Raw genomic sequence first — 20275 nt, 5'->3', positions numbered from 1 at the left:
TGGATTGTTATCCATGAAGAAAATGATGACGTTTTGCTATATTCTTCTTTTGATAGACTTCAAATGCAATAAAAATAATTAGTGCAAAGACAAGCGTAAGTAACCCGGACGAAACATTTGATTTTGGAATATACACTTCCCAAAATGAATTAATCAAAGCATGAAATATAATACAGAGAAAAATACTTTTCGTGTATTGATAAATGACTGTCATTAAAAATGATAATGCCAAAGCAATAAGTGTAAACCAAAGAAAATTCATGCTCGTTTGATTTGAACCAACTATAAACCATAATGGCAGATGCCATATTGCCCATATCCCTCCCACCATGAGAGTGCTAGTGAAAGATGACCATCTTTTCTGCAATGCAGGCTGTAAATAGCCCCGCCAGCCGATCTCTTCCAACCCCCCACCAATAATCATCATTGGCAAGTAAATAAATGCTAGATAAAGAGGTTTCTCCATAGTCGCTCCACCCCAAAGCGTTGGCAAAAAACAAGCTACAAACGCCAGACCAACCGTAAAAAGGTACCAGGCTAAAGGATGTCTAGGATTTTTTATATTGCTAATAAACAGCTTAAAGTCTTCTTTTGAACTATACTTCTTTTTTAGCCAAATCTCACTAATACCAGGTGCTATACCACCAAGAATAAATAATATTATTGATAATGTTGTTCCAAACTTAAGCAGATTGAATTGTGTTAAAAATGCTAAACTACCCCAAGGAATCCATGACAAAGAAAATGTATAGAATAGAAACCTTCCTATCGCTTTTCCCATGTATACTCCCCCCTCATTTACAACCTAATAATGATTGTACAGACTTGCATAAAGTATTCATTAGTCGAATCTCATCAAAAAGTGCTTGTTCTTCATGTTGGAACATATGGTAACATTTTTGTAAAACGACATCTCTAACAATTCCATCAATAGATGTCATTATAAATATTAATAAATCTTCTAGTGGTACAGCAGGATGAAAGTCTCCTAAAGTAATACCCTCATGAATTGTATTAAATATTCGTTCGACTAAGTATTGTCCACTTTCATTTTCGGTAATGTTAGGTAAAATCTTCATTTGTCTCTCAGGATTGTTGGCAAGCAAGATTGTAAGTTCAAAATGAATTTTGCCTACCGTTGATAAGTTTTCTTGAATGTACTTACCGAGAAAAGTAAACAGCTTTTCTAACGTCTCTTTAGGTGCACCACTATTTTCAATAATGACATCTACATTTTTCTTATAGTCGGCATTTGCATTCGCTTGATTAATTATTTCGACAAGTATTTCATCTAAATCTGAATAATAGCGATAAATTCCTCCTTGGCTTACCCCGGATGCTTTTATAATATCCCTCATCGTAACTTCATATAGTGGCTTCACTTTACACACCGATAAAGCTGCTTCTAATATGGCATTTTTCTTTCTTATAACATAATCGGCACTTACCTTTGGCATAGTTACCTCCTCCAACAATAAAAATGACACTGATGTCATTTTTATTGTATGTCTCGAATTACTTATCGTCAATAGTTAAATTACAATATTGTATTTTTTTAACAACAACTATTCTCACGATGGTTGATATAGAGAAAATCTCTTCGCTTAAAAGCTTAGAGATCAGAAATAAATATATAAATGGCAATAATATTGGCCATTAAATTTCACAAAATCTCTGAATTAAATGAGTTTTATTGTGCAATTTTAAACAACTTTTTAGTATCAAATTTAAAGATTATTTTATCGAATCAATACAAAAGAGCATGCTTTGAATAAAAGTTAATCAAAGCATGCTCTTTTTTTTACAATTAATTTTCAAGAATCCGCGCTTTTCTGCTGACTTTACAAACTAACCTCATTAGCCCTTTATGTGCTGGAGGAAAAAGTGTGAAAAAAATATCCATTGTCCGACGCATTGGCATTGGGCAAATAATAGGTTTGTTTCTGTGAATTCCTTTTAAAGCAATTTTAGCAATCTTTTCAGAAGACATCATTTTTTGTTTTTGAAATTGTTTTATTATTTCTGCCTTATTAATATTGATTGCTTTAGAAGATTCAAAAATAGGTGTTTCAACAAATGTCGGACATAGTGCACTTACTTTAATCCCAAATTCTTCAGCTTCATAATGGAGTGAGGTTGTTAAGCCAACAACTGCATGTTTTGTAGTGGCATATGCCGTGGAAATAGGAGAAGGCCCTAAACCAAAAATGTCTAATTCGCTATTTAACATTACCCTGACCCAAAAATATTAAATTTCATTCGTTCATACAATTAATACCGCTCCCACATTTCAATATCCATGTTAAGTATACATTCAATGTATTGTTCGTGTTTTAAACATTTAGCAAAGTGTCCAGCCGATGAACAATGCGCATTTTTAATTAATTTATACGAACATTAAAATGTGATTATCTTAAAAATGTTCGTTATTAACTCTTTTGTTTCTTATTCTTACTGGATGCTCGGCCACTTTTTCGATAGATGAAGAATTTTTCTTGTGATACACCTTTATTTCATCGGACTTTGAACGAATGTCTTATGCAAAGATACCTTAAATTGTTTTTCCACTTCTGTCACAAATACATGCTTTAATAAAATGTAAAAGCCTTTCTATTTAGAAAGGCCCTTTAAATTATTTAATCGTTCATGTTCTTAACAAGCGATAGGAAATTAATCAATTGTTCCTGTAGTTTTTAAATTGACGTCTACGGTTACATCAAATGGTAATGCAGGATAAGCATTTTCCCACTTTTTAATGGTACCCTTTTGATGTAATTGCATTGTTCGGTACCTCAGTCCAAATCCAAAAGGATCGAGGTCTTTTTCTTGAAAGGAAGTAAATATTTTTTCCAATTCCTGTTTTATTTCTCTCGAAGCTAATTTATTATAGTCTTCCAATTTATCCATTAATAACGTCTTATTTGACTGACTTATTGTACCAGACATTTCAACATTAACCTTTATAGATTTCGGTTGTCCATTTTCTTGTATGATGTTGTATTTCATTTTCGTTGTCGTCATATTTATTAATAATTTGTAACCTTCGCTGTCGAGTCTAAAACTATATCCAGGAACGCTATTTTTAAGCGCATTAAATGCTTGCGTATATTTAGACGTCAGTTCCAGTGGTTTCCCTTTATCGCCTACTACTAATAATTTATTTACGATTAATTGTGTACCTGATTTGTTGGTCTCAACGATAGGTAGTATTGCATCTATCCCTTTACTGTGAAAATCCCTTCGAATCTCATATAAATAGACAGAAACGACATAAGGACTATCATTCCCTGTTTCACCAAAAAACTTTGTTAATGGAGAAGCTACTACAGATTCCCCTTTTGGTAAAGTTCTTAACACCTCTTCAGCAGAATCTCTAGCGGCACCTATATATGCAATAGATTGGATATCCCCTCTTCTAAATAAATAATCCATAAAATTTTTTAAATTTTCTTCTAACAGTATTTCATTTATTAAAATAACTTTTGCATGTCCAAACTCTAAAACTTTATCTGTATGAGTCTCTAAAATTTGAATAATCTCGCCGATATTATCTCCCTCATGCACTAAAAACTGATAACTTGAACTAGTATTACTCTTTGATTTGATGGAAACAGGTATCGCTAATTTCAAAGTGACTCTATACGTCCCATCCTCATTCTCGGAAGGATCAATTCCAATTCCTGTAACAAATACTCGGTTATCAATATCTTTAAAACCACAGCCTGTAAGAAAGCTCATAACGACAACCATCATAGCAAAATATTTTAAATGTGCCATTATAATTTGAGCCTCCGTTTAGCAGTTAGTAAACTAACGATTAACACACCGTAAAATAACGGTAATAAATCATAAAAAAGCATTGATAATTTCACTAATTCAAATTCATTTATGACACGTGTCGTAGCTAATGCAATTAACCCAAATAGAAGAACAACTAAAAAAGGAGTGAGGTTTGTTTGTTTCCATTTCAATTTTTTAAAATGAAATATGCTTTCAAATAATTTTAACGACACATACCAATGTATTAATAAGCTAATAAAGGCAACCGCAATAAATACGATGACAAAAAGAAACGTAACGCGTTCAATAAGTGAATACTTCATACGTACTGAGTCACTTGTAGTAATCCATGGAAAAGTAAGATTTTCAATTTGTTCGAAGCCGTTAAATCCAATCGGTATAAAATAGGTTGTAAATAAAGTAAAGGCACCTACAATACCTAATATGGCAAATTGCTTTAATCCGGCTTTTTTCTTTATTTTAATATATTTATTAAAAATAATGATATTCACTGCGCCAATAAAAATATACGTAGATGCTGAAAAAGAATTATAGCTAGGATAATCATTGATGTACGTAAATGCAATTTTGACAAAGTCCCATTCTAATTTTGGTTCAGTATATATTTTTATGATTAAAAAGATAATGACTGGTAAAAAAATGATTAATATTAGCTCCGTCATATAAAGAACACTTTTTTCTTTTATAAACAGGCCAAAAGAAATGACCAATAAAAATGCAAGTGTCGTAATGGTTATAGAGGTTTCATAGGACAAAAATGTATTAAACATAAAGACATACGTTGTAAGTGTAATGAGCCCCGCTGCAAACCATGAACAGGCAAAGTAGAATAAGACGGGATAATAAAACCATTTAGGCGTACTCTTCTTCATTATTTCTGGAAAGCTTTTATTTGGAAAGTAACTAAATAAATTAATGACAATGATAGTAAGAATAGCCCCGAAAATGACTGCAATTATCATAGATAGTATGACGCCGTCTTTACTATCTCTCATTAAAATTCTGGGCACTGATGCAATAAGATTTGTAACCATTGTGACAAGTATAAAGTAATATAGATACCTGCTCATCTTTTTGATTGCACCTCTAATTCCTTCCTATCTGACCGCCAATACACTTTTAAATATGGCTCACCAAAACTCCGTTTATTTACTAAGAACATTAGCAGCCATATAGATCCTAAAATTAACCCCATCATACCGAACAGCGTAGTATAGATGACTAATAAATATCTACAAATTCGAATAGAAAAACTCATCTCACTAATCGGGATGACAAAGCTTGTAATTGCAACAGCTGAAACAATAATAATCATTATATTCGATGCTAATGTAGCTTCAGTAACCGCAGTCCCTAAAATTAGCCCACCAACTGTCGTAGCCGTTGCACTAATAGCCTTTGGCAATCGTATGCTTGCCTCTGTAAGAAACTCCATAAAAATAAGCATAAAGATTACTTCGATAAAGGACGGATATGGAACGCCTACTCGACTCCCAGCAACAGTAAGTGCCAATTCGGTTCTTGGTATGTCTGGCGTATAGGATGTTATCGCAACATACATAGCAGGTAATACAAAACAGACAAATAACCCAATATACCGGAGAATTAATGTAAAAGTAGTTATCCAGTAAGTATGGTAGTTATCTTCCATCGATGTCATAAAGTCAAAAAATACAACGGGAGCAATTAAAGCTTGAGGACTCCCATTTAACATAATTACCACTTTCCCTGCCGCCAAATTGTAAGAAATACGGTCAGGTCGCTCCGTCAAAATGGTAATGGGGAAAAGGGAAAATTTAGAGCCATTTAGGTGTAGTTGTAATTCTCCAGTAGATTGAATAAGCGGGACGTCTAAATTTTCTATTTTTTCTTGGATATTTTGAAGAACAGATTGCTTTACTGTTCTTTCATCATACATAATGATTAAAGTCTTGTGACTTTTTCCTTTTAAAGCATGCGTGTCAAACTTTAATGTTGGTTCATGATAACGCTGGCGAATGATGTTTAAATTCGTTTCAATATCCTCGCTTAATGCTGTTTGAGGTCCATATACAGTAGGCTCAATGAGTGTTTGTTGTAAAGCCATTGAATTGACTAATTTAATATCAATCAAATAAAAAGCATCATTAATCGCTAATAGAACATAGCCCTTCGTTATTTCGATTAGAAGGTATTCCCCACATTGCATTTTTGTTAAGTTCGGTAACGATTCAATATAGAATGTAAAACTTTTATTTGATTTCATTTCGAAAAAAGGCTTTATGAGCATTTCGTGCAATTTAGCACCATCTATTGCTGATTTTAAGTAAAAGATAAATACTGTATTATCTTCTATTTGTAAAGGCTTTAAGTTTGTGTCATCGGAAGGTGAAAACTTTTCTAATAGCTCAACCATTAACGGAGGAAAATTCAAATTAGCCATATTATCCAAGCATTACACACCTCCATTTAAGTATTTTTTAATACAATTAGGTTAACCGATAGCACTTTATACTAAACGTTCTATTCGCTCGTTTAATCTGGAATTTTAGGTTCACAAGATGGTTGTAGATGCGTGATTTGTAGGATTTCGAAGCTGAAAATAACTATCTTTACAAGCCTTTTGGCATTATCAAAACCAAGTTGTCATTCGCTAGATTGTAAGATTCTCTATTTGAAGCATGTTATAATATTAGAAAAAAATAAAGAAGGTACGAACTATGGAAATACGCCAGCTTGAATACTTTAAAGTACTATGTGATGAACTTCATTTTACAAAGGCTGCTGAAAAATTAAATATTTCTCAACCAACGCTAAGCCAACAAATTAAAGTACTGGAAATGGAGCTTGGCATTCCACTTTTTGATCGTATAGGGAAAAAAATCGCGATTACAGAAGCAGGTAAAATATTGCATGAGCAATGTATTCATATATTTCGTGCCATCGATAATACAAGCAATCAAATCATTGACTTGAAACAATTAAAAGCAGGTAAATTAGTAATTGGTACGTTACCTGGTGAATTAACAAATTTGGTGTCCAATTATTTAGTAGACTACCATCGTGATTACCCAGATTTAGAAGTATGTATTAATAGTTCAGATGATTTATTAAAACAGTTTAAAGACAATAAAATTGATTTTGCTATTTCCTATAAACAAGAGTATTTTGATTATGAAGAAGAGCAGCTTATCATGATTCCACTGTTTACAGAAGAACTGCTATTTGTAGCACATCGTGATTATCCTATAGAGTCTGAAGAAATCGCCTTTCAAGATGTATTAACGACACCACTTATCTTGTTTCCAGCAATCAATCAATGTAGGAAGTTGATTGATCGTGTAGCGCGTAAAGAAAAGCTTCATATCCACCCAAAAATAGAGACTGCGAGTGTTCAAGCCATTTTTAATTTAGTTGAACAAAATGTTGGCGCAACAATTATTTCAGAAACACTTTATGACCAATATTATTCCAATATGATTTGCAAGCGCACAATATTCAATCCTCCCTTAGAACGTGAAATCGTCCTATTATATAGAAAAGATAAATTCATTAATTTTGCAGCGAAAGCTTACATTCAATTAATGATTAATGGACTTAAAAAAGCTGGTTTTTCTATTTCAAAAGAGAGTCTAAATCTTATCCATCTATTAATAAAATCTTCTTAACAAAACAAATCCACAAAACTTCGCTGTAAATATGTGAAGTTCTGTGGATTTATATTATGGGCTAACGAAAAAAATGACTAAGTACTAAACTTAGCCATCTTTCGCTTTATTTTTTCATTGTCTTTGTTTTCGCAAGTTGCACATGCCATGAAAGTGCTTCTTCAAGTAAATGAGGTGTATGATGATTGCCTGTCTTCTCTACTGCAGCATGATAATACGCCCATAATTGCGGACGATAATCTGGATGTGCACAATGATTGATGATTAATGGTACACGTTCTTTTGGTGCTAAGCCCCGTAAATCCGCTACACCAAACTCTGTCACAATAACGTCAACGTCATGCTCGGTATGATCTACATGAGAGACCATCGGGACAATACTTGAAATAGTACCGCCCTTGGCATAGGACTTCGTTACAAATATACCTAAACGTGCATTGCGAGCGAAGTCGCCTGAACCTCCTATACCATTCATCATCTTCGTTCCAGAAACATGTGTAGAATTTACATTTCCATAAATATCAACTTCAAGTGCTGTGTTGACCGAAATCAAACCTAAACGGCGGATAATTTCAGGATGATTCGATATTTCTTGAGGTCGTAAAATCAAACAGTCTAAATAGTTTTCTAGTTGACTATATACTTGCTCACCACGTTCTTTTGACAATGTAATGGATGTCCCAGAAGCAGATTTCACTTTGCCTGCGTCGATTAACTCAAATACCGCATCCTGCAATACTTCCGAATAGATTTCTAAATCTTCGAATTCAGATTCTAAAAACCCATTTAACACGGCATTTGCTACCGATCCTACACCAGATTGGAGCGGTGCTAACGTTTTGGTTAAACGGCCAGCTTTCACTTCATCGCGTAGAAAATTAAGTAAATGCTCTGCCATATTAGCAGTTTCTTCATCTGGTTGTACAATTGTAGAAGGCGCATCGGCTTGTTCGGATAGCACGATACCACGCACCTTTGTCATATCTATTGGCATGCCGATTGTTCCGATTCGCTCCCCTGCATGCGTTAATGGGATTGGCTCCCTTTTCCCTTGTACATCTGGTATATAGATATCATGAATACCTTCCAGTGCATCCGGATGCGAAACGTTTAGTTCAATAATAATTTCTTTAGCCATTTGTAAAATAATTGGCGAATTTCCTACCGAAGTAGTCGGTATAAGCAAGCCATCCTCAGTAATCGCAGTAGCCTCAATAATCGCATAATCAATCGGCCCAACGATTCCTTGGCGAATTAATTCGGCATTATGCGATACATGGGCATCTGTATACAATACTTCTCCACTATTTATTAGTTGGCGAATAGCTGGATCACCTTGATAAGGTGCACGCTTACGAATAATCCCTGCTTCAGCCATCAGTTGATCCACCTCTGGACCAAGTGATGCTCCTGTATAAACGTCCACTTGGAATTTTTCCGTTTTTGCTTTTTCTACAAGTGCTAGTGGTACTATTTTTGCATCACCCGCCCGTGTAAAGCCACTCATTCCTAATAACATGCCATCTTTTATCCAAGATGCGGCCTCTTGAGCTGATACAATTTTATGTTGTAATGCTTCATGTCGAATTTTCTTTTGTGCAAGTTTTAACATCTATTTATCCCCCTTATCTACGCTTAATTTATTCAGTCCAAGGTGAGTGCAATACGCAATCACAAAAATTTTTAGGTTTATAGTCTGGAATATATAGTGCACAGACATCCGATTTTATATTGCCAAATGTTGTTTCAGGCTTATGTCTAAATCCTTCAAAAAAGGCTGGCAAAATTTCTTTTTTAAATTGATTCCGTGGAAATGCTTTTATAATGGCTTTGCGTTCTTCATCAGTCAAATTATAATAGCCTTCTCCCATCACATCGAGCCCTACCCCTGCATAGAGCAATGCCACTTCATTTTCTTTATGCTCAGCAACTCCGATTGTCGTATGGAGGGCGATGGCATCCCATACTAACTGAATAGCATTTTCATCAATTTGATAATGGGCTAAAAATTGACGTGCTGCATTGGCACCGTCCACCTCAAAGCGTTTGTCTTGGCTACTATAATGCTTTGTTAGGCCTAAATCATGAAACAAGGCACTTACATATAGAAGCTCTCCATCATATTTTTTCTTTGCTTTTTCGCCCTGTAGTGCACCGAACAAATACACTCGATTTGAATGATTCCACAGCAATTGTGAACCATGTTCCTTTAAAATATCCTGTGCGTCTAATGCCAATTGGCTGTCAGGTATATGAATACCAGCAATATTTGTCATCAGTAGTTCCTCCCCCATTCGCAATAATTAGTGCTTATATAAAATTATAAAAAACGACCACCTATCAATCAATTCTATAATTTCTATAATAATCATAGGTTTTTTCTATGATTCCTCTTTGCCGAATTGCTTAATCGATAGGTAGACAAGCTGTTTGAACGACATTTCTACCTTTTTCACTTAATTAGTTTTAACTAAATGCAGTAGGCTACAATCAGTCTCTTGACGTTGCTGATGAAGCCATAACAAAAAAAGAGCTTCCTGTTGGAGGAAACTCTCTTAAAAATACGAACGATATTAAATAACTTCAATACTTTCTTCCATAACAATCTCCTCAACATTTGAGCGCTTTTTCTTTGTCATACTATTTGCGATTAAAATACAAAGCATACTAAGAATAAATAAACCTAGAAAAATGATCCATGCCACTTTGTAGCTTTCTGTAAGGTCATAGATAAGACCAGAAACGATAACGCCTAGTGAGCTCGTTGCAACGAAGAATACCTGTACGAAGCCAAAAATGGCACCGAAATCTTTTTTGCCAAACAAATCATCTGTCATAAACGGAGGGCCGATTGTGGCAATGACAATACTAAATCCGTAAGCGATCGCGAATACAAACGCAAAGCTCTTAGCGTTTGCCATTAGCAATGACACCATCGCTATTGTCATACAAACACCTACAAATAGGATTCCGCCAGTTGTTCTAAATTTATCGAATATGGCTCCAAGAATTAGCTTTCCAACAGTATTTGATAAAGATAACAGACCGAAAATTGTTCCAGCAAATAACGCAGGATGGCCAATATCAATTAAATAAGCCGGTATATGCATTTGTACCCCGCCTGCAACAAGCGCAAAGCATACGACACCGAAAATAAATAGCCAAAACACGCCTGATTTCTTTGCCTCAGCCAGCGTTAAACCCGATTGAGCCGTATTCGCTTGCTCCTCTTGGACACGATCTGCACCAAGTGCCATCGTCCCTTTTTCAGCAGGGTTTTTCTTAGTGAAAAATAAAATTAATGGCAACGAAATAACGATAATTAGTACGCCTGCAATGACATAAGTTGTTCTCCAACCATAATTTGAAATTAACGTTGTTAAAATAGGGCTAAGTGCTGCCGTCCCGACACCTGATCCAGCGAATGCCAATCCCATTGCTAGCCCCTTTTTTTCATAAAACCAATTCGTTAGCATAATGGAGATAGGAATATTGGAAAATCCAGCAACACATACCCCTATAAAAAAAGCGATGATGGCAAAATAGATTGCCGACTGCGCAAAGGAATACAACATAAAGCCACAGCCTGCAAAAATAACACATACAGACATTATTAACTTCATATTGCCTTTAGCAAGGAGCTTTCCCATAAAAGGTGAAGCTATCGCAACACCAAGACCTCCAACGGAAAGTACAATTGAAAAAGTCGTTCTTGTCATGCCCAATTCGCTTGTTACCGGCACAAGAAATAAACTGTGTAGAGAATTTACAATGGAGAATGCCGAAAACATAATCAAGAAGCTTGTTAAAACAATATACCATCCATAAAATAGTCCATTTTTTGCTTGTGGCATACTATTCCCCGTTTCATGTTTACTTGTCCTAACGATTATATTTTCATACCTGTCTATCCGTCGTTAGACGTTAGCCAATTTGAATATAGCATGTTTTTTCACGTGTGAATTCGAGTACAGAGTCTGTACCAAAGCCACTCGCTTTTTGTCCACCGAATGGAAGTTCAGTTCCAACGATGCGATACGTATTTACCCACACATTTCCAGATTCGATAGAGCGAATCATTCGATGTGCACGATTTAAATCAGATGTCCAAACACCGGCACCTAATCCGTATTCTGTATCATTGGCAATGGCAAGTGCCTCTTCTTCTGTATCAAATGGTATCACGACAGCAACTGGTCCAAAAATTTCTTCTTGGCAAACTTGCAAGTTATTACTTTCTACTTTTAGTAAGGTCGGTTCGATCCAATAGCCATCCGCTAAATCATCTTGACCTGGTAACAAGTTGGCACCACCGAAGCGTCCGCCAACGATGATTTCTCCACCTTCTTGTTGCCCTAGCTCAATATAGGAGCAAACCTTTTTATATTGCATTTCATTGGCAACTGGTCCCATTGGCGTCTGCATGTCTAATGTGTTGCCCAATTGAATATGTGTTGTTATTTCTTCTTTCATTAGAGCAATCATTTTATCTAAGACAGATCGTTGAATTAGGATTCGTGAGCCGCCGACACAAAGCTGTCCTGCATTGCCTGTGAAAATACCATTTACTGTGACGCCATTTGCTGCTTTCGCTAAATCAGCATCTTCAAAAACAATATTCGGTGATTTGCCACCTAATTCTAATACCATTGATTTAGGATGTTGCGCAGTGGACTCGGCGATTGCTTTCGCAGTTTTCCCTGAACCGGTTAAGCTTACTTTATTGACGTTTGGATGACGAACGAGCGCATCGCCCACTTCAGCGCCTGTACCAGAAATAACATTTAAAACGCCTGGTGGTAAAATACTTTGAATAAGTTCTCCGTAACGGAGCGGTGCAGCTGCTGCTAATTCCGATGGTTTAATGATGACCGTGTTTCCACCAGCAAGTGCTGCCGCTGCTTTCACCGTAAATGTCCATAATGCTGAATTCCATGGAATAATGCCTACTACGACTCCATAAGGTTCACGCATTGTAAATCCTACAGTATTTGGCCCAAGTTGCACGGTTTCGCCTTTACTCCCAACATTAGTAGCTGCCGCTGCGGCATCATACCACATACTTGATAGGATAGGAATAAGTCCGAACTTTGTTTCACGAATAACCCAACCATTATCTTTCGTTTCTAGTTCAGCCAATTCATCGCCATATTGTGCAATCATATCGCCAATACGACGTAAATAATTTGCTCTTTCACTAGCAGGAAGTGCTGACCAACCTGGAAGGGCAGTACGAGCAGCCGTCACCGTTGCTTCAACATCTTCGACAGTGCTACAAGGAATGGTTGCCCACACCTTACCAGTTGCCGGATCATAGCTATCCATTTTATTACCTGAAGATGATGGAATTGCCTTCCCGTTAATGACATTTTGATAGTCTTTCAAATTATTCAATGTTTTCAATGTCTTTCCCACCCTTTCAAATATGAGATTTGCTTAAACATTGCAGCATAGTGCCTTTGCAATGTTTAAGACGTAAGATAATCTACTACCAACCTAAGGCAACTGCTGCCTGCTCATAATATTGCTGTGTGCTTCCTAGATAATTTTCATAGAAACGCGCTCTTTTCACATATAGATGGCAATCAATTTCTTCAGTAAAACCAATCCCACCATGAATTTGAATACTTTGAGATGCGACTTTTATAAATGCCTCGGTAGCAAATAAGCGAGCACTTGAAACCGCTTCAACTTTATCAGCAGCATCACTTTCAATCGCCCAGTTTGCATAATAGGCTAACGAACGAGCTGTTTCTAAATCCATTTTCATATCGACTAATCTGTGTTTAATTGCTTGGAATCTTCCAATCGGTTGATTAAACTGTTCACGAATATTCGCATATTCAACGGCTGTTTCAACGATTTTTTCCATACTTCCAACAATCGATGAGCAAAGGGCTGCATTAAATGATAATAGACCCTCTTGCAAAACATCCCACCCATGATCAATAGTGCCAAGAATTTGCTGACTTGAAACTTGGACATTATTAAAAGTCACTTCTGCAAGCAAACGGGTTTCATCCATGTTTTTTTGAGGTTGCACTTGTAGTGACACATCATCACAATCAACGATTACTAATGATATTCCTTCCGCACCTTGCCCTTCAGAAGTACGCACTAGAACGAGTAAGCTATTGGCAAGCTCAACGTCTGGTACTAATGATTTCACACCATTCAACGTTAGAACGTCATCCTGCAATGTGCCACTTAATTTCACATTTGAAGGCTTGTAGTTTCCGCTAGGCTCTAACCATGCAACAGTAAAGGTATGCTCACCACTAGCAATAGCTGATAAATATTTAGCTTTTTGTTCTTCAGTACCAAATCTCTCCAATAACGGTACCGCTAAAGCATTTGTTTCTAAATATAAGCCTGGAAGCAATGCTCGACCTGTCTCTTCTAAAATAGGTACTAAATCTAACTGACCTAGCCCCATACCACCATTTTCTTCTGACACATTCACACTTGCACAGCCAAGTTCCGCTAATCCAGCATACAGTGCTTGAAATGAGCTTGTATTGCCTTCTGTAAACTCACGGGCTACTTTTGTTTGTCCGACATCATCTAAATATTTACGTACATAGTTTCGAAACATTTCTTGTTCTTGATTTAAAGAGAAATCCATATCTTACACCCCCGCTTTTTATCGACCCATATCTTTTGGTAAACCTAGAATTCGTTCAGCAATGGTATTCTTTTGTATTTCGCTTGTTCCACCGCCAATTGTCTGACCAAAAGAGTACAAATAATTGTCCTGCCAATAGGACCGATCCATCAATGCGTTTTCTTTCCATAGGACGCCATGATGGCCTTGCATCGAAATCGCTTGCGCAAACAGTTCTTTTGTTAATTCACTAACAAGTAGTTTATCCATAGAGCTTTCTGCACCAGGATGGCCATTTTTCAATTGCTTTGTTAAATTTCGATAATAGTTTAATAGTGACCCACGTGAACGAGTGTATAAATCCACCATTGTTTTACGAATGAATGGATTTTTAATAAGCGGCTCATCTTCATCATTCAATTCCTTAGCTAACGCAACTAGATCATTGAATTGTTGCTCTAGCGTAAATACTTGACCACCAATTCCAGTTCGTTCATGCATTAGAAGAGCAATGATAACCTTCCAGCCCTCATCTACTTGACCGATAATTTCTGCATCATACGCAATGGCATCATTTAAATACACTTCATTAAAATCTTTTTGACCATCCATTGAGACGATTGGTCGTGTTTCCACCCCTGGCTGATGCATATCGAGAAGGAATACTGTAATACCTTTATGTTTTTTCTCTAGTCGGCTCGTTCTAGTTATTAAAAAGCAGCGATCCGCTACATGACCGAAACTCGTCCAAACCTTTTGCCCATTAATAATCCAACGGTCACCATCTTTTACAGCTGTCGTTTGAATAGCCGCTACATCTGATCCTGCATTCGGCTCTGAATAACCTTGGCACCAAACTTCTTCACCTGTAATAATTTTTTCGATATATTTTTCCTTTTGTTCTTCCGTACCAATTTGCATCAATGTCGGTGCAACCATATGCAGACCTACATAATTTATTAACGGTGGTGCTTTGACACGTACCATCTCTTGTTGATAGACAATTTCCTCCATAAGCGTTGCATTGCGCCCACCATATTGTTTAGGCCACGCAATCGCTGCCCAACCACCTTCATATAGTTTCTTTTGCCAATCTCGTAAAAATAACTCATATTCTTTTGATTCCTTATCTAATTGCACTTCGCCTTGTAACCATCCATCTGGTAAGTTCGCTTCTAGCCAAGTTCTTAACTCTTGACGAAATTGCTCTTCCTTTTTCGTAAATGAAAAATCCATGTAATCATTCCTTTCTTTTAAAACGATATTAATCTGTTATGCTTGTATCCATTGTGGAAGAGCTCGATCTTCCGTAATATCCTGCCATGTCATTTTTACAGGCATGCCGATTTTTACTTCCTCTGGTGGACATGCAAGCACATTGCCAATTATTTTTACTTCTTTTAAATTATCTAGTTGTACGACAACAATAATCGTTGGTAAATCATCTTGGAAACCCGGTAGGAACGGGCGATACGACACAACATACGAATAGATAGTTCCCGTAATAGCCGAACCTTGACTTTCCCAGCTAAGTTCTGTGGAACCGCATTTTGAACAAGCTGGGCCAGGTGGGTGATTATAAGAATTACATGTTTCGCATTTTTGTAGGACTAGCTCATGCCGATCAGCTGCATCCCAATATGGTTGATTGTCTTGTGTTTTAAGTGGAATTGGTTTTTGATAACTCATGATTTTCCCTCCTAGTTTCTTAAAATCATTGCACCCGCAATATCTGGGCCAGACCAGCCAGTACAAATGCCTATTTCGCAATTTTCGACTTGACGATCAGTACCTTTATACTCGTGACGAATTTGACGAACAATTTCAAGGACATTGTTCATGCCATGCGTATAACCTTCCGATAGCATGCCTCCTGCTGTATTCGTAGGAAGCTTGCCACCCATTTTTAAATTGCCACTTGCAACGAAATCACCTACTTCGCCACGTGCAGCAAAGCCATATGCTTCTAATTGGCGCAGTACTACCCAACTAAAGCAATCGTATATCGAAGCGACTTGAATATCTTGTGGTGTAACCCCTGCTTTTTTATAAAGGGAAGGTGCAACGAAGTCTGATGCTACTTCATCTAAATTTGTCCAGTAATGCGCATGTGATACAGTTCGTCTCGCTTCAATACCCATAATATAGACAGGTCTTGACTTGCAATCCTTTGCTTTCTCAGCGGATGTGACGATAATGGCATTCGCCTCGTCTGATTCTAGGCAAAAATCATGTTTATTAAATGGATAACTTAAAGATGGTGTCTTTAAATACTCTTCCATTGATAATGGCTTACCATAGAAGAACGCTTTTGGGTTTCGTTGTGCATGCTCATAAAAGCTCACACAGACGTGCCCTAAATGTTCGTGTGTAAGTCCTGTTTGTTGCATATGACGCGTAGCGAATAAGCCGAACCATTGACCTGGTCCACCTGCCCCATAAGGAATGAAAAAGCTTCCGCCATCCATTGCCCCTTGAAGCATATTTACATCCCAGCCACCACCGCCCATACGAACGCCAGAGCGGCCATTCATTGCACGATAAATTAGCACGGTATTGACTTGACCTGTTTCGATTAATCCGATGGCATCCGCAATTAACATTTCTGTACTGCTTCCGCCTCCCATAATGTCTTTAACATATTTCGGTCGCGCGCCTAAATAGGTCGCTAACTGATGGGATGTACAAGAATCATTTTCAGAGTAGCTCATAAAGCCATCGATTTCTCTCGCTTCTAAACCGGCATCTTTTAACGCAGCACGAGCAGCGTCTAATGCTAAATGTAAAGGTGTTCTACCTGAATTTTTCGAACGTTCACTTTCTCCTACGCCTACAATGGCATAGCGATCTTTAATAGTAGCCATATTGCCAACCTCCTTGTTTCCATTTGTTAAATCATTTGTAATGTCGCTTCTCCAAATCCAACTACTTTTCCTGGAGCTTTTTCCGCATATAGTTCTAAATCAACGAATTGTTTAGCTTCGTTTTCATAAATTTTTTTGACAATGGCAGAACATGTAATTTCATCACCAGGTCTTGTCATCGCACCAAAGCGCATTTTAAAATTAGTCGGTGCAGCTGAAGTACCTGCTAGGTCCATCATGTACTGACCAAGAAAGCCCATTACAAGCATGCCATGTGCAATAACACCCGGCATCCCTATACTTTGCGCAAATGCATCATCTGTATGTAACGGATTGAAATCCCCTGATGCACCGGCATATTTCACAAGCTGTACCTTTGTAACAGCAGGCTTCAAAAGTGGTTCGAGCTTTTGTCCTTCATGTAAATTTTTAAATTGAAGCATGTTTTTTCCCCCTTTAGTGATGGATTAAAAGTTGAACGAAGATTTCTGTATCTTCGTTCAACAGTTTATTTACGCTTTACTACTCGCTACAGCACGATAAATGATATTTGTACGACTAATTACAACTAGCTCGCCTTCTTCATCCTTCATTTCTGTATCCATTACTAAAAACTGCATTGGCCCATTTTTTCCTTCTTTTTCATATACGTCAGTCACTTTCATTTGACAGTGCAAACGATCACCTGGGCGAATTGGACGATGATAAATGAACTCTTGCTCTCCATGGAGCATGCGACTAAAATCTAACGGCAAATTAATTCCTTGCCCACTGTCAGCTCCTATCGCGACTGGGAAGCTTGGTGGTGCAATGATGCTGCCATAAATAGTTGATTTTGCATATTCTTCATCCACATATAATGGATTAGGATCACCAATTGATTCGGCAAATTGGCGAATGTGCCTTTTTTCTACTTCAAAAACATATTGTGGTCCTGTTAAACCAATTAAGCTTTGATCTAGCTCCATATCATTACCCCCTGACTACTGACTTTTCTAACACATCTTTCTGCACGACGATCATTGCATCTGCTGCTTTTACGCCGTCTTCATAGACGATTAAAGGATTAATATCTAATTCTTCTATTATCTCTTCATTTTCAGTGACAAGCTTCGATACCTTCAGTAACACGTCAATGATGGCTTCAATATCGCCATGCGCTTTTCCACGTGCCCCTGTCAGAAGCGCTTTGCCTTTTACTTCTTCAATCATTTCAACGGCATCAGCCCTTGTTAGTGGCGCCACTCTAAATGAAATATCTTTAAATACTTCAACAAAAATACCGCCTAAGCCAAACATGACTACTGGACCGAAATTCGGATCCTTTGTTGCGCCGATAATGACCTCTGTTCCTTCAGGAAGCATTTCCTGAACAGAAATACCGTTGATTTGAGCATCTGCTTTGTATTTTCTTGCATTTTGATAAATTTCAGTAAACGCTTTCATTACATCGTTCGCTGATTGAACATTTAGTCGAATTGCATCTGCCTCGGTTTTATGTGGAATATCCGCTGAATCGACTTTTAACACGACTGGGTAACCAATCCTATTCGCAAACTGAACAGCTTCATCAGCCGTCGTAGCGACAGTTCGTTTTGTTGTTGGAATCCCGTAAAGATCTAAAATGTCAGTTGCTTGGGCTTCACTTAATGTCGAACCAGTTACATGTGACATGTCTATACGTTTCTTAGCGGAATCCTCTTCTTGGACCGTTGCTTGTTGATGTTTCCTATAACTTTCGCTATATTCTACAAGCTTTGCTAAGCCTTTGATTGGATTTAAATTACCTGGAATGACAGGAATGCCATTCTTCTCAAGTTCATCCTTTCCTTTAGGGACAGACATGCCTTCTAATGGGAATGTCGTAATAAAGACGAATTTATCTGAGTTTTTACATATATCGATAAACTCCTGTAAGTATGGATTATCTGCTTCCCAGTACAACGGAAATTCAGTTAGGATAATATTATGAACTTCTGGATCAGCTACAAGTGCTCGAAGTGGCGCTATATATAATTCTGGATTCGTTACTGAAGCGGCAGCTGTTAAGTCAATTGGGTTGATTGCACTTGCGTAAGATGGAACATGCTTTTTAATTTCTGCCTTTGTCTTTTCACTTAGCGCAATAATATTTAACCCTAGCCCTTCGCATCGATCTGCTTCGTTAATACCTCGTCCACCCGAACTTGTAATTAACACTGTATTTTTCCCTTGTGGTAGTCTATTAGATAAAAATAACTTTGAAAACGTAATAATATCTTCATAATCATCGACTCTAACGATACCGCTCTGCCTGAAAAATGCATCGTAAACTAAATCTGATCCCGCAAGCGAGCCTGTATGTGAAGCAGCTGCTCTGCTGCCGGCTGAACTTTTGCCTGTTTTCATCAATGCAATTGGCTTGTTACGATTAAGTGCTTCCTTTGCTAAACGTCGAAGCTTCTTAGTATCTTTAGCCCCTTCTAAATAGCCTGTAATGACTTTCGTTTTTGGATCATGAATCATGTATTCTACTACATCTGAAAATTCTGTTTCCATTTCATTTCCAACACTTGCAAAATAATTAAAGCTTAAACCATTTTGCGCTGCAGCCATATACGTTAATACACCAAATGCGCCACTTTGCGAAACGTAGCCCACAGCTTTTTCTTCATGTAATGGTACTGCCAAAATAGCTGGTGAAAACGTGCCAATCATTCCATTCGTTGTATTAACTAACCCAACACAGTTTGGACCTATGATTCGGATGCCATTTTCCTTTGCAATGTTAGCTAACTCCTGTTGTAACAGTACACCCTCTTCCCCAGTTTCAGAGAATCCAGATGCGAAAATAATTGCTGCTTTTATATTCTTCTTCGCACATGCCTTAAGATTGTCCAGAATTTGTTCTGCACCGACACAAAATATTGCTAAATCTATATCCCCTGGGACAGCTGTGATTGAAGGATAGCAAGTTAGTCCCTCTATTTCACTAGCTTTCGGATTAATAGGATAAATGTCTCCAGCAAAACCGCCGTCTATAAGCGCTTTCAATTGAATGTATCCAATTTTATATGGATTTGTGGAAGCACCAAGTACTGCAACAGACTTTGGATTAAACAATGGTTCTAGCGATTCATAAGCTTTCAATTCTTTATTCATTATTTCACCTCGGTTTCGAATAATAGAAAAACAATTGATTATGTTGTCTATTGTAACGAACCCATTTTAAATATTCTGAAAATAAATACATGTAAAATGATTTAATTATTAGGGAGTAAAAAAAAGAAAAACATGTGAAAAACGTAGTTATAGCAAGGGTTTAAAAATTTGTGTTTTATTTCGTGTACACACTACTCACGACATCTACGCACGATAAC

At 37.2% G+C, this 20275-nt stretch carries 17 protein-coding genes and 1 pseudogene; 1 reads left to right on the top strand and 17 read right to left on the bottom strand.

The annotated features are described in order from the left end of the window. Positions 1 to 7 precede the first annotated feature (7 nt). The 6 genes and pseudogenes from NSQ74_RS15995 to NSQ74_RS15970 all read right to left on the bottom strand — a co-directional run bounded on the left by NSQ74_RS15995 (position 8) and on the right by NSQ74_RS15970 (position 6223). Entirely contained in the window at positions 8 to 781 is a 774-nt protein-coding gene (locus NSQ74_RS15995; RefSeq protein WP_340824610.1) for a CPBP family intramembrane glutamic endopeptidase, read from the bottom strand. Between the two features lie 13 nt (positions 782 to 794). Next, positions 795 to 1457 carry a TetR/AcrR family transcriptional regulator gene (locus NSQ74_RS15990; RefSeq protein WP_340824608.1) on the bottom strand — a complete coding sequence of 221 codons (663 nt, stop codon included), beginning with the start codon at positions 1455 to 1457 and terminating at the stop codon, positions 795 to 797. Between the two features lie 350 nt (positions 1458 to 1807). Further along, positions 1808 to 2203 (bottom strand): annotated as a pseudogene (locus NSQ74_RS15985) (SDR family NAD(P)-dependent oxidoreductase); the annotation flags it as partial. A gap of 467 nt (positions 2204 to 2670) precedes the next feature. Further along, complete coding sequence (locus NSQ74_RS15980) at positions 2671 to 3777, bottom strand: Ger(x)C family spore germination protein (protein WP_340824606.1); 1107 nt, start codon at positions 3775 to 3777, stop codon at positions 2671 to 2673. Continuing rightward, positions 3777 to 4871: a GerAB/ArcD/ProY family transporter gene (locus NSQ74_RS15975; protein WP_340824605.1), complete on the bottom strand. Its 1095-nt coding sequence runs from the start codon at positions 4869 to 4871 to the stop codon at positions 3777 to 3779. Before NSQ74_RS15975 ends, NSQ74_RS15980 begins: the two co-directional genes overlap by 1 nt. Next, the gene (locus NSQ74_RS15970) at positions 4868 to 6223 is read right to left on the bottom strand and encodes a spore germination protein (RefSeq protein ID WP_340826479.1); all 1356 of its coding nucleotides are present in this window, start codon (positions 6221 to 6223) and stop codon (positions 4868 to 4870) included. Before NSQ74_RS15970 ends, NSQ74_RS15975 begins: the two co-directional genes overlap by 4 nt. A gap of 277 nt (positions 6224 to 6500) precedes the next feature. Between NSQ74_RS15970 and NSQ74_RS15965 the strand changes: the two genes are divergently transcribed. Continuing rightward, positions 6501 to 7448: a LysR family transcriptional regulator gene (locus NSQ74_RS15965; protein WP_340824603.1), complete on the top strand. Its 948-nt coding sequence runs from the start codon at positions 6501 to 6503 to the stop codon at positions 7446 to 7448. 106 nt (positions 7449 to 7554) lie between these two features. On the opposite strand, the gene NSQ74_RS15960 is transcribed toward NSQ74_RS15965, so the two are convergent. The 11 genes from NSQ74_RS15960 to NSQ74_RS15910 form a co-directional block, all read right to left on the bottom strand. Further along, a complete protein-coding gene (locus NSQ74_RS15960; protein WP_340824601.1) occupies positions 7555 to 9060 on the bottom strand; it encodes a succinate CoA transferase in 1506 nt (501 codons plus the stop codon). 28 nt (positions 9061 to 9088) lie between these two features. Next, entirely contained in the window at positions 9089 to 9727 is a 639-nt protein-coding gene (locus NSQ74_RS15955) for an HD domain-containing protein (RefSeq protein ID WP_340826478.1), read from the bottom strand. Positions 9728 to 10021: 294 nt separating this feature from the next. Then, on the bottom strand, positions 10022 to 11302 hold the full coding sequence (locus NSQ74_RS15950) for an MFS transporter (RefSeq protein WP_340824600.1): 1281 nt from the start codon (positions 11300 to 11302) through the stop codon (positions 10022 to 10024). A 70-nt stretch (positions 11303 to 11372) separates the two neighbouring features. Then, positions 11373 to 12851, bottom strand: coding sequence for an aldehyde dehydrogenase family protein (locus tag NSQ74_RS15945; protein ID WP_340824599.1), 1479 nt, complete (start codon positions 12849 to 12851; stop codon positions 11373 to 11375). An 85-nt stretch (positions 12852 to 12936) separates the two neighbouring features. Next, positions 12937 to 14073, bottom strand: a complete 1137-nt coding sequence (locus tag NSQ74_RS15940; protein WP_340824598.1) for an acyl-CoA dehydrogenase family protein — start codon at positions 14071 to 14073, stop codon at positions 12937 to 12939. Between the two features lie 18 nt (positions 14074 to 14091). Then, positions 14092 to 15288, bottom strand: coding sequence for an acyl-CoA dehydrogenase family protein (locus NSQ74_RS15935; RefSeq protein WP_340824596.1), 1197 nt, complete (start codon positions 15286 to 15288; stop codon positions 14092 to 14094). A 36-nt stretch (positions 15289 to 15324) separates the two neighbouring features. Continuing rightward, positions 15325 to 15741, bottom strand: a complete 417-nt coding sequence (locus tag NSQ74_RS15930) for a Zn-ribbon domain-containing OB-fold protein (protein WP_340824595.1) — start codon at positions 15739 to 15741, stop codon at positions 15325 to 15327. Positions 15742 to 15752: 11 nt separating this feature from the next. Next, entirely contained in the window at positions 15753 to 16916 is a 1164-nt protein-coding gene (locus NSQ74_RS15925) for a thiolase C-terminal domain-containing protein (protein ID WP_340824594.1), read from the bottom strand. A gap of 26 nt (positions 16917 to 16942) precedes the next feature. Further along, positions 16943 to 17359 (bottom strand): MaoC/PaaZ C-terminal domain-containing protein, encoded by a 417-nt coding sequence (locus NSQ74_RS15920; protein WP_340824593.1) that lies wholly within the window; start codon positions 17357 to 17359, stop codon positions 16943 to 16945. Positions 17360 to 17428: 69 nt separating this feature from the next. After that, positions 17429 to 17884 carry a MaoC family dehydratase N-terminal domain-containing protein gene (locus NSQ74_RS15915; protein ID WP_340824592.1) on the bottom strand — a complete coding sequence of 152 codons (456 nt, stop codon included), beginning with the start codon at positions 17882 to 17884 and terminating at the stop codon, positions 17429 to 17431. A gap of 4 nt (positions 17885 to 17888) precedes the next feature. Next, entirely contained in the window at positions 17889 to 20057 is a 2169-nt protein-coding gene (locus NSQ74_RS15910) for an acetate--CoA ligase family protein (RefSeq protein ID WP_340824591.1), read from the bottom strand. Positions 20058 to 20275 lie beyond the last annotated feature (218 nt).

This window comes from Lysinibacillus sp. FSL W8-0992, assembly GCF_038008685.1.
In the GTDB taxonomy this organism is placed as follows: Bacteria; Bacillota; Bacilli; order Bacillales_A; family Planococcaceae; genus Lysinibacillus.
This window is presented reverse-complemented; position numbering and strand designations above follow the sequence as displayed.